Source organism: Streptomyces sp. NPDC126503 (genome assembly GCF_040302405.1).
In the GTDB taxonomy this organism is placed as follows: domain Bacteria; phylum Actinomycetota; class Actinomycetes; order Streptomycetales; family Streptomycetaceae; genus Streptomyces; species Streptomyces gulbargensis.
In genome coordinates, this window is record NZ_JBEORS010000010.1 from 163,446 (window position 1) to 176,592 (window position 13,147).

13 protein-coding genes are annotated in these 13,147 nt (G+C 72.8%); 3 read left to right on the forward strand and 10 right to left on the reverse strand.

What is annotated here, in order from left to right; translation table 11 throughout:
- Window positions 1–36: 36 nt before the first annotated feature.
- From ABTY40_RS16285 to ABTY40_RS16305, 5 genes are all read right to left on the reverse strand, one after another.
- The gene (locus ABTY40_RS16285; RefSeq protein WP_352060090.1) at window positions 37–1,593 is read right to left on the reverse strand and encodes an MFS transporter; all 1,557 of its coding nucleotides are present in this window, start codon (window positions 1,591–1,593) and stop codon (window positions 37–39) included.
- Between the two features lie 28 nt (window positions 1,594–1,621).
- Window positions 1,622–2,644: a type III polyketide synthase gene (locus ABTY40_RS16290; RefSeq protein ID WP_502990595.1), complete on the reverse strand. Its 1,023-nt coding sequence runs from the start codon at window positions 2,642–2,644 to the stop codon at window positions 1,622–1,624.
- A gap of 247 nt (window positions 2,645–2,891) precedes the next feature.
- Complete coding sequence (locus tag ABTY40_RS16295; protein ID WP_352060092.1) at window positions 2,892–4,136, reverse strand: beta-ketoacyl-[acyl-carrier-protein] synthase family protein; 1,245 nt, start codon at window positions 4,134–4,136, stop codon at window positions 2,892–2,894.
- On the reverse strand, window positions 4,126–4,392 hold the full coding sequence (locus tag ABTY40_RS16300) for a phosphopantetheine-binding protein (RefSeq protein WP_352060093.1): 267 nt from the start codon (window positions 4,390–4,392) through the stop codon (window positions 4,126–4,128). Before ABTY40_RS16300 ends, ABTY40_RS16295 begins: the two co-directional genes overlap by 11 nt.
- Window positions 4,389–5,369, reverse strand: coding sequence for an acyl-ACP desaturase (locus ABTY40_RS16305; protein WP_352060094.1), 981 nt, complete (start codon window positions 5,367–5,369; stop codon window positions 4,389–4,391). The genes ABTY40_RS16300 and ABTY40_RS16305 overlap by 4 nt, the downstream gene beginning before the upstream one ends.
- Window positions 5,370–5,867: 498 nt before the next feature.
- Here ABTY40_RS16305 and ABTY40_RS16310 point away from each other — a divergent pair, with 498 nt between their 5' ends.
- Window positions 5,868–6,173 (forward strand): VOC family protein, encoded by a 306-nt coding sequence (locus ABTY40_RS16310; protein WP_352060095.1) that lies wholly within the window; start codon window positions 5,868–5,870, stop codon window positions 6,171–6,173.
- Window positions 6,174–6,279: 106 nt separating this feature from the next.
- Here the strand turns inward: ABTY40_RS16310 and ABTY40_RS16315 are convergent, their stop codons facing one another.
- Window positions 6,280–7,128, reverse strand: a complete 849-nt coding sequence (locus tag ABTY40_RS16315) for a DUF1206 domain-containing protein (protein WP_352060096.1) — start codon at window positions 7,126–7,128, stop codon at window positions 6,280–6,282.
- Between the two features lie 168 nt (window positions 7,129–7,296).
- Window positions 7,297–8,133: a hypothetical protein gene (locus ABTY40_RS16320; protein WP_352060097.1), complete on the reverse strand. Its 837-nt coding sequence runs from the start codon at window positions 8,131–8,133 to the stop codon at window positions 7,297–7,299.
- Window positions 8,134–8,506: 373 nt separating this feature from the next.
- On the opposite strand from ABTY40_RS16320, the gene ABTY40_RS16325 reads away from it, so the two are divergent.
- Window positions 8,507–9,361, forward strand: coding sequence for an MBL fold metallo-hydrolase (locus tag ABTY40_RS16325; RefSeq protein ID WP_352060098.1), 855 nt, complete (start codon window positions 8,507–8,509; stop codon window positions 9,359–9,361).
- 173 nt (window positions 9,362–9,534) lie between these two features.
- Window positions 9,535–10,638 carry a M20 family metallopeptidase gene (locus ABTY40_RS16330; protein WP_352060099.1) on the forward strand — a complete coding sequence of 368 codons (1,104 nt, stop codon included), beginning with the start codon at window positions 9,535–9,537 and terminating at the stop codon, window positions 10,636–10,638.
- 267 nt (window positions 10,639–10,905) lie between these two features.
- Here the strand turns inward: ABTY40_RS16330 and ABTY40_RS16335 are convergent, their stop codons facing one another.
- The 3 genes from ABTY40_RS16335 to ABTY40_RS16345 form a co-directional block, all read right to left on the reverse strand.
- Entirely contained in the window at window positions 10,906–11,562 is a 657-nt protein-coding gene (locus ABTY40_RS16335; RefSeq protein ID WP_352060100.1) for a Crp/Fnr family transcriptional regulator, read from the reverse strand.
- Window positions 11,563–11,698: 136 nt separating this feature from the next.
- Window positions 11,699–12,268, reverse strand: coding sequence for a YdeI/OmpD-associated family protein (locus ABTY40_RS16340; protein ID WP_352060101.1), 570 nt, complete (start codon window positions 12,266–12,268; stop codon window positions 11,699–11,701).
- 12 nt (window positions 12,269–12,280) lie between these two features.
- Window positions 12,281–13,078: a 4'-phosphopantetheinyl transferase family protein gene (locus ABTY40_RS16345; RefSeq protein WP_352060102.1), complete on the reverse strand. Its 798-nt coding sequence runs from the start codon at window positions 13,076–13,078 to the stop codon at window positions 12,281–12,283.
- Window positions 13,079–13,147: the final 69 nt, after the last annotated feature.

Sequence of the window (13,147 nt, forward strand, 5' to 3'; positions counted from 1 at the left end):
CCTCTTCCTCGTCCGCCCTCCTCGCCGCGGCCCCGGTTACGCCTCGGCGCGGCCGGCGAACCCACCGGGCTTCCGCCGCCTCCCGCCCGTGCAGAGGACGCAGACCGCGGCGGCCGTGACGACCGCGACCGCGACGACCGCCGCGGACATGCCGCTCATGAACGCGTTCCTCACGTCCTCGGCGAGCGCCGTTCCCCGGGGCCCCAGGCGGCCCGCGACGTACAGCCCGCCGACCGGCGAACGGCGTACGGCGTCGGCCGCCGCCTCCGGGAGCCCCCCGAGGTCCATGGTGAGCGAGGAGCGGTAGCGGTTGCCGAAGACCGAGCCCATGAGCGCGACGCCGAGGGCCGCGCCGACCTCACGGGTCGCGTCGTTGGCGGCGGATGCCACGCCCTGCTGGTCGGCGGGCAGGGAACCGGTGATCGCCGTGGTGCCGACGGGCCCGGTCAGGCCGAGGCCGAGCCCGGCGAGCAGGAGGCTGCCGAGGAAGGGGACGTAACCGGAGGCGGCCGTGAGCAGGGACAGGGCGACCAGGCTGGAGCCCAGCAGCCCCAGACCGCAGGCGAGCACCGCGCGCACGCCGTACCGCTGTGCCAGGGGCGGCGCGACGAGCGAGACGGGCACCACGACGAGGGCCACGGGCACCAGGGCGACCGCCGACTTCAGCGGCCCGTACTCCAGGATCAGCCGCAGGTACTGCAGCCCGACGAAGTAGAAGCCGAAGAGCACCATGAACTGCACGGTGAGCGTCACACTGCCGGCGGCGAAATCCCGCACGCCGAAGAGACGCGGATCCAGCAGGGGATTCTCGGCGCGCCTCCCCAGGACCGCGTACGCGACGCCGGCGATCACCGAGACGGCCAGGGCGGCCACGACGTGAGGGGCGCCCCACCCCTCCTCGTTGCCCGCGATGAGGGCGTACGCCAGGGCCCCGGGCGCCAGAGCCGTACAGACGGCGCCGGTGGTGTCGAAGCGGCCGGGCGAGGGATCCTTCGTCTCGGGGGCCCAGAGAACGCTCGCCAGAGCCATGACGGCGGCCGCGCAGCCGCCGGCCAGGAAGATGGACCTCCAGGAGAACCACTCCAGCAGGGCTCCGGAGGCGAGCATGCCGAGGATGGAGCCGACACCCGCGCAGGCGGACCAGATCGCCACGGCCCTGCCGCGCCGCTCCGGCGGGAAGACCGCGGTGACGGTCGAGAGGGTCCCCGGCATGATCATCGCGGCGCCCAGGCCCATCACCGCGCGCCAAGCGATCAGGGCGGTCGTACTGGACGACGCCACGGCGGCGAACGCGGCGCCGCCGAAGACGACCGTCCCGGCGACCAGCACGGCGCGGCGCCCGACACGGTCCCCCAGGGCGCCGAGGGGGAGCACCAGGCCGGCCAGGGCCACCGTGTAGCTGTCGACGATCCAGGTGAGCGCGGTGAAGGAGGCCGACAGGTCGAGTCCGATGTCGGGCAGCGCCAGGTTCAGCGCGGGCATGAAGGCCACGACGAGCATCAGGGCCAGACACATGCAGGTCAGGACGCGGCGGCGCGTCGCCGGGTCGAGTACGACGGCGGCGGTGGCCGGGACGGCGGGCGTGGACGTCATGGGCGGGCGGCCTCCTCGTCTCTCGTGTTCACCACCGGGTGAGGACCAGTTCGATGGAGAACCCGGGGCCCATGGCGGCGACGACACCGGGGGCGCCGGCGGGCGGAGGCGTCCGCATGTACGCCTCCAGTACGTGCAGGACGGAGGCGGAGGAGAGGTTGCCCTTGTCGGCCAGCGACCGCCGGGTCGGTTCGAGCGCGTGCGGCGGCAGGTCGAGAACCCGCTCGACGGCGGTGAGCACCTTCGGCCCGCCGCCGTGGACGATCCAGGCGGCGACCTGCCCGGGGGTGAGGGCGTGCGCGCCGAGAAGCTCGCGGACGGCCTTGGGCAGGTGCTCCGCGGTGAGGGCGGGCACCTCGGGGGACAGCAGGATCCGCAGGCCGTGCGAGCCGATCTCCCAGCCGAGCACGTCCTCGGAATCGGGCACCAGATGACTGTGGCTGTCCACCAGTTCCGGGGTGCCCTGACCGCCGCCCTCGCCGCCCCGGCCGCTCTCGCGGTGCCGTCGTGCTCCGGTGGCCACGACGGCCGCCGCGCCGTCCCCGAAGAGACTGCCGGCGACGACGTTCGCCATCGAGGTGTCCTGTATCTGGTACGCGACGGAGCACAGTTCGACCGACAGCAGTACGGCGACGTGCCCGGGGTGCGCGAGCAGGTAGTCGCGCAGCCGGGCGAGTCCGGCGGCGCCGCCCGCGCACCCGTTGCCGAACAGCGGAATCCTCCGTACGTCCGGGCGCAGACCGATCCGGTGGGCGAGCCGGGCCTCCAGGGACGGTACCGCCAGTCCGGTGACGGTCGTACTGATCACGGCGTCCACGTCCCCGGGCCGCACGCCCGCCGTCTCCAGGGCTTCGGTGAGGACCCGCTCGCCGAGCTCCAGGGCGGTGTCGAGCCACACGCGGTTGGCGTCGGTGAAGTCGGTGAGGGCGCGCAGTTCCGCCAGCGGCCGGGCGAAATGGCGGGTGGCCACGCCGGCGTTGGACTGGATCTTGCGGAGCATCAGCCGGCCGGCTCGGGAACGCCCCAGAGTCGTACCGGCCAGCGCCTCCATGATCTCTTCCTGGGCGAAGCGGTGCGCAGGCACGGCGGTGCTGATCGCCGTCACGCGAGGCCCCGGAACGCTCGGGCCCCAGCCGTCGGGACGCGTGGCCGTCGGGGTGCCGGTGATGGGCATGGCGGTCGTCGGGATCGTGGTCGTCCGGCTTGTCGGCATGGGGTTTGTGGCCTTCCCTGGCGTTCTGCGTCGTCCGGCCGGCGGTGGCGGCGATAGCGGTGGGGAGTGGGGGTGGCGTGACCGGCTAGTCCGCGGTGAGCAGCAGAACGGCGTTCTGACCGCCGAAGCCGAAGGAACAGCTGATGCCCGCGCCGGCGGCCGGGCGGGGCCGTCCCGCCACGATGTCGAGCTTGTGATCGCCGTCCTGCCCCTCGAAGTTGGCGACAGGGGGCACCGTGCCGTGGCGCAGGGCGAGCACCGTGTAGGCCGCCTGGACGGCACCGGCCGCGCCGAGCGCGTGGCCGACGACTCCCTTGGCCGCGGTGACCGGCGGCGCGGCGTCCCCGAAGACGCGGGTGAGGGCGGCGGCCTCCGCCGCGTCGTTCAGGGGCGTACCGGTGCCGTGCGCGTTGACGTGCCCGACGTCCTCCGGGCCGCAGTCCGCGTCCCGCAGCGCGGCCCGGATGGCGCGCACGGCGCCGTCCCCGTGCGGATGCGGGGCGACGGGGTGATGGGCGTCGGCACCGGCTCCGAATCCCCGCAGCACGGCGAGCACCCGGGCACGGCGGGCGCGTGCGTCGGCGGCCCGTTCCAGGACGAGGACGGCGGCGCCCTCGCCGAGGACGAAACCGTCCCGCCGCGCGTCGAACGGCCGGGAGGCCAGCGCGGGCTCGTCACGCCGGCGGGACAGCGCGCGCATACGGGTGAAGCAGGTGGCCGTCATCCGCGAGCGGGCCGATTCGCTGCCGCCCGCGAGGACGACGTCGCAGGTCCCCGACCGCAGCAGGTCGCGTGCCACCCCGAGGGCGGTGGCACCGGAGGCGCACGCGCTCGCGGTCGTGAAGTTCGGCCCCCGCGCGCCCACGTCGATGGCGACCTCGCCCGCGGCCATGCTGGGAACACTGCGCGGCAGCGCCAGCGGCGACACCCGGTCGGGACGGTCCGCGCCGAGGTGCCCGAACTCCGGGACGTACGTGCTCAGGGAGTTGGACCCGACCCCGAGGACGACCCCGACCCGCTCGCCCAGCCCCCCGGAAGCGCCGTCGCCCGGGCCGAGGTCGCCGCCGAGGCCGGCGTCGGCGACGGCCCGGCGGGCGGCGGCGAGGGCGAACTGGATGAACCGGTCCGTACGCCGGGCCAGCGGCCGCCCCAGTTCGCCGGCGGCGTCGAACCCGGTCACCTGGCAGGAGAAGTCGACGGGCAGCCCGGCGAGTTCGGTGTCGCGGGCGGCCAGCGAACGGCCCCGGCACAGCGCCGTCCAGTTGTCCTCGGGTGTGTGGCCCGCCGGAGTGACCAGACCGAGACCGGTGACGGCGATCTCAGCGGGCACGGCGCGCCTCGTCGAAGGCGCGGGCCGCCTCGGCGAGCGTCGACGCGGGGGAGAGGTCCAGGGTCTCCTCGGGCAGCACGATCCCGAACTCCTCCTCGGCGGCCACGACCAGCTCCATCAGGGCCAGCGAGTCCACGTCGAGACTCTCGAAGCTGGTCGAGGGCGTGAGGCTGCCGGGAGCGGCCTTCACGTCCAAGTGGTCGGTCAACAACGTGACGAGCTCCTGGGGAAGGGTGTCCCCGACCGCCTGGCTCATACCTGTGCCTCCTGTTCGCGTCCCGCGGTGTCCGCGGTGTGCCTGTCGGTGTGTCCGTCGGTGTTCATGCGCGCGAAGAGCTCCCGGGCGCGGGCGGCCTGGGCGCCCAGCCGGCCGACGTGGAGCTGGAGCCGCTCCCTCGCCCGCTCGCCGGCCGGCCCCAGGCCGGGGAGGGTGGCCACCTTCAGCGCCCGGAGCAGGGGAGCCACGACGTACTCGAGGTGGACGTCCAGGTTGTAGATGCCGGAGGCCGCGATGCGCGCCGCCCTCGCCCGGAAGCCGGGAATCGTCGCGCCGGGCATCTCGAAATCGACCAGCACGTCCGTCAGGGCGGTGACGGCGGCGTCGGGGAAGAGGGCGAGCGCGTCGGCGAACAGATCCCGGTAGAAGACCATGTGCAGGTTCTCGTCGGCGGCGATCCGCGCCATCAGCTTCTGCCCGGCCGCGTCCCCGCACGCCGCGCCGGCGTTGCGGTGCGCCTGCCGGGTGGCCAGTTCCTGGACGGTGACGTACGCCAGTGAGTGCAGGGGCGTCGGCAGATCGGACCGGAAACCGGTCCCGACGTGCCGCATCCGCAGCTCTTCGAGGGCGACGGGGTCCACGGCCCGGCGGGCGTGGACGTAGGCGCGCAGCACCGCCGCGTGGCGGTCCTCCTCCGCCGTCCACCGGTGCACCCAGGCACCCCAGGCCCCGTCCCGGCCGAACCGGGTGGCGATCTCGAAGTGGTAGCTGGGCAGGTTGTCCTCGGTCAGCAGGTTGACGACCAGCGCGTCCTGGACGGCGCGCGGCAGCGCCGACTGCTCCGGCGCCCAGGCCGTCCCGCCCAGCGGCCCGTCGTAGTCCCGGCCCGCGCCCCACGGCACGTACTGGTGAGGGAGCCAGTCCCGTGCGGCGTCCAGATGCCGCTCCAGCAGGCGCTCCACCGACGGCTCCAGCTCCCGCAGGACACGCGCCGCTCCCGCAGCGGCCTCAGTCATCCATCCGCTCCCGCTCGTCTCGCACAGCCATGGCCGCACACCGGTTCGTCGAGGCGTACGGCTGGTCGGGCAACGACCCTCCACCATCCCCGGCACGGGTGGCGGCCGACTCTTCCCGGGGTCACCTCACCGGGGTACGAGCGGAGCGGCTGGATGCTCCAGGTAGCTCACACGCCGCGTACGGCAGGGGGTGGCCCACCCCGTGCCGCCGTAGTGGCCGAACGCGGGACCGGCCGCCCGGCGGAGAATCGTTCCCTCAGGCTCCTCGGGCCGGAGGCCGAGGTCAGGACGGCGAAAGCGTGACACCGCCGGCGGCCGGTCGCCCCCGGCGCGCGATTCCTCCCGTGCCGCTCCGGGGGCCCGCCGTCTCCCGGCGCCTGTGCGAGGCGGTCCCTGCCCGCAGGTCGAGCACCCCGGGGCGGTGAGTCGGCCGCTGCGGTGGTGCGTATCTTCGAGCACACCTTCTCGCGGCCACCCCGGACACCCAGGAGCACGCAGGTGAACAACGATCTGATCGTTCTCTACACCGAGAACCTCGACGCGTGCCGCGACTTCTACAGCGGTCTCGGCCTCGCGCTGGTACGTGAGCGGCACGGCACGGGCCCGGTGCACTACGCGGCCACGCTCGCCCACGGCACCGTGCTGGAGCTCTACCCGGCCACCCGCCGCCCGCCCACCGGCTACCTCCGCCTGGGGCTGACCGCGCCGGCCGGAGCCACGAGCCGCCCGCCCGGCCGGCACACCCTCGCCGACCCTGACGGCCGCACGGTCGTCCTCACGGTGCCCGGACCGAACGCACCGTGACCGCCGGGCAGACCGCCCGGGGCGCTGTCACCGCCGGTGGGAGGTGGTCCGGGAAGGCGGTGCGCGACACAGCCGGACAGCCGGCCGGTGCCGCGCCGGCCGTCCTTCAGACCTCGCGCCAGCGCGCGTAGCACCACGAGAAGGCGCCGAACGCGATGAGGCCGAGCGCGATCAGGGTGAGCAGCCAGGGCCCCGCCGGCGTATCCGCGAACGAACGCAACGTGTCGTCCAGACCCTTGGCCTTGCCGGGCTGATGCTGCACGGCCGCGACGAGGGCGAAGACACCCGCGGCGGCGAAGACGACGCCACGGGCCGTACCGCCCACCATCCCGAGGACGTCGGTGACCTTCCGGGCCCGGGGCGACATGGCGTCGGTCCGCAGATGCTTACGGAACTTCCTCGCCAAGGCCCGCAGAGAGATCCACAACCCGGCCCCCACCACCGCCACACCGGCGGCACCGACGATCCACTGCCCGCCCGGCCACATCAGCACCTTGGCGGTGACGTCGTCGGTGTGCCTGTCGGAAGAACCGCTGCCACTGCCGGTGTTCCCGACCGCGTAGGACAACACGGTGAACGACACGAAGGCGTAGAAGACGAAGCGGGCCGCTGCCGCCACCCGCTTGGACGGTTTGGTGCCGTCCGCACCCGCCCCGCCGAACAGCGCCTCCGACAGACGCCACAGCGCCATCCCGGCGAACGCGACACCGACGCCCCACAGCAGCGCCGCACCGAAAGGCCGGCCGGCCAGCTCGCTCAGGGCGCCACCGCGGTCGGCCTGATGCCCGCCACCGCCATCGGTCCCGAAGGCGATCTGCAGGGCGATGAAGCCGACGAGTCCATAGATCAGCCCACGGGCGGTGAAACCCGCGCGGGCCGCGACGGCCATCGCCGTGCTGTCGGCCGCACGCCTGGCTCGGCCCCGACCCCGTAGCGCCATTGACTTCGCATCCATACACCCCCGATGCCCCGGCCTCGGCGTCCGACACCCCGTCCGCGGCGGTGGACAGGACATCGCGGGCCACCACGCGACGCACACCGGCCGCGCCCGGGCGGCGGGGGAGCGCCGGCCGGTCGGTGCGGGGCTCGCGGGGCGCGAACCCGGGCTCCGGTCCGTACCGTCTCAGTAGCCGGGGTACATGCCCTGGAAGGAACCGATCGCCACGCCGATGACCGTCGCGTCGACGACGAGCCCGAAGACGAGGAAGCACAGGGCGGCGACGGTGTCGCTCGCGCGGCTGGACCGTGAACCCTGTTCGGTCACGACGCCCGGCTTGTCCGGGTGATAGGCGACCTGAACCGTCGCGGACCGGCTCTTGACGTTCAGGCTGCGGTCCACGCCGTGCATGTCGGTGTACACGAACACCCCGAACTCACCGCCCAGAACGCTCGTTTCGCCGACTCGCCTCGCTTCGACGGTGATGCCGTGGCGAAGCAGGTACCGGGAGCGGTACCGCAGGCGCACCATGTCGGCACCGACCGCGGTCAGCAACGCGCCGACGGGACCGATCAGCAAGATCAAGAACGCGAAGGTCCACACGCCATGGGCGGCGACAGCCACGGCGAGACCGGCACACACGAGGACGACAGCGATGCCCCACCGCCTGCGCCTGCGCTTGTCCCTCTCCTGCTGGGACTCGGTCACCGCGCGGAGGGTGACGAGTTTCGAGCCGTCGGCGCCCGCGGGACGCTCAGGCGGCAGCACCGCGTTGACGGCTTCGGCGAACAGGCGAGCGGCAGCCTCGCTCACGTCGTCGACACGGTGTACGGCAGCCACCGTCCCGGACGGGGCGGTGAGTTCGACCGCGAGGCTGCGCCCCTCGGAGCGGACGCGTGCGATCGCCAGGAGGGGAATCCGGGCTTCCTCGGTCTTCCGGCTCAGAACCAGCGCATCTCCGTCGAATCGGAGCAGGGCGCCATCGGCGGAGCGCAGGACCGGCAGGGGCGAGGCGATCGACATGCGTCCGAGCATAAGGGCCGGGCGGGGACGGCGGGGTCCTTCCCGCAGCGCCCATGACCGGGCCGCACGTACGGGCCGTCCGGTCTGGAGGCCCGAGGCGTACCGCCGGGCCCACGGACGCAGGTCGGCAGCTCCTACGGGAACACCAGCTGCATGCCGGCGACGTCCGCCGAGGCCGCCGGGGGCGAAAGACCGCCGCCCGGTACGCCGGCGCCTTCCACGCCCCCGCCCTTCCGGGGGCCGGCACCGCGACGCCGAGCGGCTTCTGCCGCCACCGAGGTCAACTTCCCCGAAGCCGCCCACCGTTCACCTCGGACGGCACGGTGCCGGGGTGGGTCCTCACCCCCGCGGAAGCCGTGGCAGGATCACGGCCATGCCCCTCAGCGCTCCCCGCCTCCGGATCGGCTCGACCGAGATCATCGCCCTGGCCGACGGCGAGGGCCCGTTCTTCGCCCCGCGCGCCGAGGCCTTCCCCGAGGCCACGGCCGCTCAGTGGGCCGAGGCCGACCGCTACGACCCGGGCGCGGTCGACGCCGCGGGCCGCTGGCGGCTGCAGTTCCGCGCGTACGCCATCCGCGGCGACAGAGGGCTCACCGTCGTGGACGCCGGCATCGGTCCGGCCGACGGTCCGGCCGCCTCGTGGGCGCCCGTGCCCGGCGCGCTCCCCGCTTCGCTCGCCGCCGCGGGCATCGACCCGGCCGAAGTCGACACGGTGGTGCTCACACATCTGCACACGGACCACGTCGGGTGGGCGGTCGTGACCGAGACGGCCGTCCCGACCGCGGGCGGCACGGCGGACAGCGACGCTTCGGCCGCCCGCCGCCCGTACTTCCCGAACGCCGCGTACCTCCTCCAGCGCACCGAGTTCGACGCCATCGACACGCTCAATCCGCAGCTCCGCGAGACCCTCACCGATCCGCTCGCGGCCGCCGGCCGGCTGCGGCTCCTCGACGGGGACACCCCGCTGCGCGCCGGGCGCGTGGTCGCCACCCCCGGTCACACCCCCGGACACCAGAGCGTGCTGGTCACCGACGGGCGGGAGCAGGCTCTCGTCACCGGCGACCTCCTGGTGCACGCGCTCCAGCTCCTCCACCCCGATCTCGCGTACGCGCACGAGGTCGACCCCGAGGCCGCACGGCTTTCGAGGCGGCGCATGCTCGGCCGCGACCCCGCCGTCACGCTGCACCTGGCGACACCGCATCTGACGGAGCCGTTCCACCCGGTGTGAGCGCGGCCGTGGCATCGGCACCGGCCGGAGTGGCGGCATCGTCCTGCCGCTGCCGCGGCCCCGGGAGGGTCGCGCACCTCGCGGCACCGGGGCGCCCACTCCATATCGTCGCGGGCGCCTGTCAGTAGGCTCGTCCGTCCGTCATCCCTGTTCCCCGAGCCTGAAGGTGGGACATGCACCACAGCACTGAGATCAGCACCGAGGCGATGCTCGCCGACCTCCGGCGGCTCGTCGAGATCGAGTCGCCTTCCCGTGACCTGGAAGCCCTCGAGGAGTCGGCCACGGCGGTCGCCGCGATCCTGGAGCAGCGGTTGGGCGGCGAGGCGGCCCTGCTGCCGGGCGACGCGGGAACCCATGTCCGTTGGTCCGGCGGCGGAACCCCGAGGGTTCTCGTCCTCGGACATCACGACACGGTGTTCCCCAAGGGGACCCTGGCCGCCCGCCCGTTCCGGGTGGCCGACGGGCATGCGACGGGACCCGGTGTCTTCGACATGCTGGGCGGGCTGGTGCAGGCGGTGCACGGGCTGGCCGCGCTGGACGACCTGTCGGGCGTCGAGATCCTCGTGACCGCCGACGAGGAAGTGGGCTCGGGGACCTCACGCGCGCTGATCGAGGAGCTGGCGCTGGAGTGCGGCGCCGTGCTCGTGTGCGAGGGCTCCGCCGAAGGCGGTGGGCTGAAGACCGGCCGCAAGGGCTGCGGCACCTTCCGGCTGGACATCGAGGGGCGTGCCGCGCACGCCGGTCTGGAGCCTGCCGCCGGTGTGAACGCCCTCGTCGAGGCGGCCCACCAGGTGCTGGCGATCGCCGCGATGAACCGGCCCGAGGTGGGAACGACAGTGACTCCCACGGTGGCCACCGCCGGGACCTCGGACAACGTGGTGCCGGCGCGGGCGACGGTACTGGTCGACGTGCGCGTCGAGTCGTCCGGGGAGAAGGACCGGGTCGAAGCGGCGTTCGCCGCGTTGACCCCGCACCTCGCCGGTGCTCGCCTCGACGTACGGGGCGCGGTGAGCCGCCCGCCCATGCCGGAGTCCGCGGCCGCGGAGCTGTTCGCCATGGCGCAGCGGCTGCAGCCCGGCATCGAGGGCCGGTCGGTCGGCGGCGGCAGCGACGGCAACTTCACCGCGGCGCTGGGCGTGCCGACCCTCGACGGCCTGGGCGCCGTCGGAGGCGGCGCCCACGCCGACCACGAATACCTGGTGGTGGACGCGATGGCCGACAGGGCCCGCCTCGTGGGCGGCCTGGTGACCGCGATCCGCGACACCCCGAGGAACTGAGCACCGCCTGCGTCTTCCCGCCGCGCCCCTCACCCCCAGACCTGGCGGGCAGGGACAGGTGGCATCGCGGCGGGACGGCATCGGAGTCGGCGACCGGGAAGCGTCTCCCCGGGCTGCCCCAGGGACGGTCGGTCATGCCTCGTTGCCGATGCGGCCGATCGCCCGCGGGGTGACATGGTCGTCGGTGAGCGCGCGGGGCGCGTACGAGGACGAGGCCGCGACGCGGAGTTTCTCCGGCTTTCACCGCGAGAAGGCACCGACCTGAACTCACGCGTGCTGGAGCACGGGTTCCGACTCGTTCGGATCCGTGGCGATGAAGGCCGAAATCGTGCCGGAGTTGACGAGCAGCGTGCCGTCCGGCAGACGCTTCACGAGCCCGCGAATGCTGAAGTTCTTGAGGAAGAAGCCGATGCGGGAACGGGTCGTGCCGACCATGGCGGCCAGTTCGTCGTGGGTGATCCGGGCGTCGATGTGCTGCCACTGGGATTTCTGGCCGGCGAAGCGTTCGGAGAGGTGGAGCAGGATCGCGGCGAGGCGGTATTCGCATTTCATGGTGACCAGATGCTTGATCGTGCTTTCCCGCCGCCTTATCCGCTGGGCCAGATGATGGCTCCAGATCTGGAAGAGATCGGGATCGCTGCGCAGAACGCGCACGAATTCCCGGCGGTTGATGCGGAGCACCCGGCTGTCCAGCATGGCCGTCGCGGATTCCTCGTGCACGGACGGCAGCAGGGAAAGCGCGCCTAAGACGTCGCCGCGGCGACATATGTCGAGTATGCACTCCTTCCCGCTGTGCGCACTGGTGGTCAGTTTGATGCCGCCCTGGACGATCAGGAAGAGGTCGTCGATGTTCTCGCCGCACGTGTAGAGGTTGTAACCCCGCTCCAGATCGATGAGGGTCAACGAGATCTTGCGGCTGTCCACGACCTGAAGCAGGTGTGCGTAAAGGGTGGACTTGCCGAGTCGAGCGTGCTGCACCGAAACCCCTCCCCGTTGTGTCTGCCGGTGTGACGGCAGGGGTGGCCAGGGCCCGGACGTGCCGGGCCCCGCCCACGGATCGTCACGGATAAATCAACTCGCGGTTCGCCATCATGGTGACGAACTTCTCAATCCTCTTGGCGCGTGTCTCGGGTTTTTTGGCACTCTGTACGCGATACAGGATCGCATACCTGTTCTTGCTGTTCAGGGTGGCGAAGAATTCCGCCGCCTCGGGAATTTCCAGCAGAGCCTCCTGCAGGTCGTCCGGGACGGTCATCTTGCTCTGCGAGGCGTAGGCCGCCTCCCACCGTCCGTCGGCCTTGGCGGCGTCGATCTCCCGTTGTCCCGCCGGCCGGATCCGGCCTTCCGCGGCCAGTCGTTCGGCCCGCTCCCGGTTCACCTGGGACCAGGGGCCCTTCTTGGCCCGCGGGGTGAAACGCTGCTGCCAGTACAGGTCGTCGACCTTGTCGCGCTGACTGTCGATCCAGCCGAAGCAGACGGCGGCGTCGAGGGCTTCGGCGTAGGTGACGCTGGGAAGGCCGCTGGCCTTCTTCGCGATCTTCACCCACACCCCGGCTGCGCTTTCGTGGTTCTCTTCCAGCCACTGTTCCCACTGGGTCTGATCCTCGAAAGGGATGGTTGGTTCGCTCATGCGGTGATCCAATCAGAAGGCGGGGGGCTGCGGACTTCCTTCCCGGGGCCGGAGTGTCCGCACCCGTACCGCGACGTCCCGCTCCGGCCCGCGACCGGTGACGCCCTGAACCGCGACAGCGAGCATCGCGCCGTCCCGTCCGGCCCACTGCCGGAACGTGTAGCGGGCGTGCTCGGTTCCCGCGCCGAGCGAACGCAGCCGGGGCCGGCCGGTCCCGACGTCGAACTCACAGGCCGTCATGGGAAAACGCATCCCGCTTCCGATCGCCTTCAGGTAGGCCTCCTTCACGGTCCAGTAGCGGAAGAACAGCTCACGACGCCGCCCCGCGGGGGCCGCGTCGAACTCCCGCTGCTCGCGCGGTGACAGCACGGACCGGGTCAGCCGGTGCAGCGGGAGCGTCCGGACCGGGCGCTCCACGTCCACGCCGCACCGCAGGTCCCGGGTGACCACGCACGCCACCGTCCCGTCGGTGTGGGACAGGTTGAACCGCAGGGAACGGCACCATTCGGGGGCGTACACCTCCGGGCGGCCGAGGCCGGAGCGCAGGAACCGCCACTCGTGGGGACCGACCCGGGGCTCGACCTCGCTGAGGGCGTGGCGCACCAGCCCCCAGGCCGCGGTGAACAGGGCGCGGTCCGACGAACGGCGTAACGTTTCCCTGCGCTGCAGCTCTGAGGTGCTCAGGGCCCACTCGACGTCCGCCGGACGCAGTCCGCCGCCGGACCCCGGCTCCTCGGACACCGTCCGGCACCACACGTGCGCCACCTGCCGGCCGTCTCGCATCGCCAGCACCCCCCTTCGCAGGAACATCCGAACACGGGACGAGCCGCCTGAAAACCCCCCGTACGCGCCATCCCGAGATCCGCGACGCGCGTAAGG

Excerpts from the sequence above, each read along its gene's own strand:
- ABTY40_RS16325 (WP_352060098.1), top strand. The coding sequence starts at position 8,507 with ATGCCCCTCAGCGCTCCCCGCCTCCGGATCGGCTCGACCGAGATCATC.
- ABTY40_RS16320 (WP_352060097.1), bottom strand. The coding sequence starts at position 8,133 with ATGTCGATCGCCTCGCCCCTGCCGGTCCTGCGCTCCGCCGATGGCGCC.
- ABTY40_RS16340 (WP_352060101.1), bottom strand. The coding sequence starts at position 12,268 with ATGAGCGAACCAACCATCCCTTTCGAGGATCAGACCCAGTGGGAACAG.
- ABTY40_RS16300 (WP_352060093.1), bottom strand. The coding sequence starts at position 4,392 with ATGAGCCAGGCGGTCGGGGACACCCTTCCCCAGGAGCTCGTCACGTTG.
- ABTY40_RS16345 (WP_352060102.1), bottom strand. The coding sequence starts at position 13,078 with ATGTTCCTGCGAAGGGGGGTGCTGGCGATGCGAGACGGCCGGCAGGTG.
- ABTY40_RS16330 (WP_352060099.1), top strand. The coding sequence starts at position 9,535 with ATGCACCACAGCACTGAGATCAGCACCGAGGCGATGCTCGCCGACCTC.
- ABTY40_RS16290 (WP_502990595.1), bottom strand. The coding sequence starts at position 2,644 with ATGGAGGCGCTGGCCGGTACGACTCTGGGGCGTTCCCGAGCCGGCCGG.
- ABTY40_RS16305 (WP_352060094.1), bottom strand. The coding sequence starts at position 5,369 with ATGACTGAGGCCGCTGCGGGAGCGGCGCGTGTCCTGCGGGAGCTGGAG.
- ABTY40_RS16315 (WP_352060096.1), bottom strand. The coding sequence starts at position 7,128 with ATGGATGCGAAGTCAATGGCGCTACGGGGTCGGGGCCGAGCCAGGCGT.
- ABTY40_RS16285 (WP_352060090.1), bottom strand. The coding sequence starts at position 1,593 with ATGACGTCCACGCCCGCCGTCCCGGCCACCGCCGCCGTCGTACTCGAC.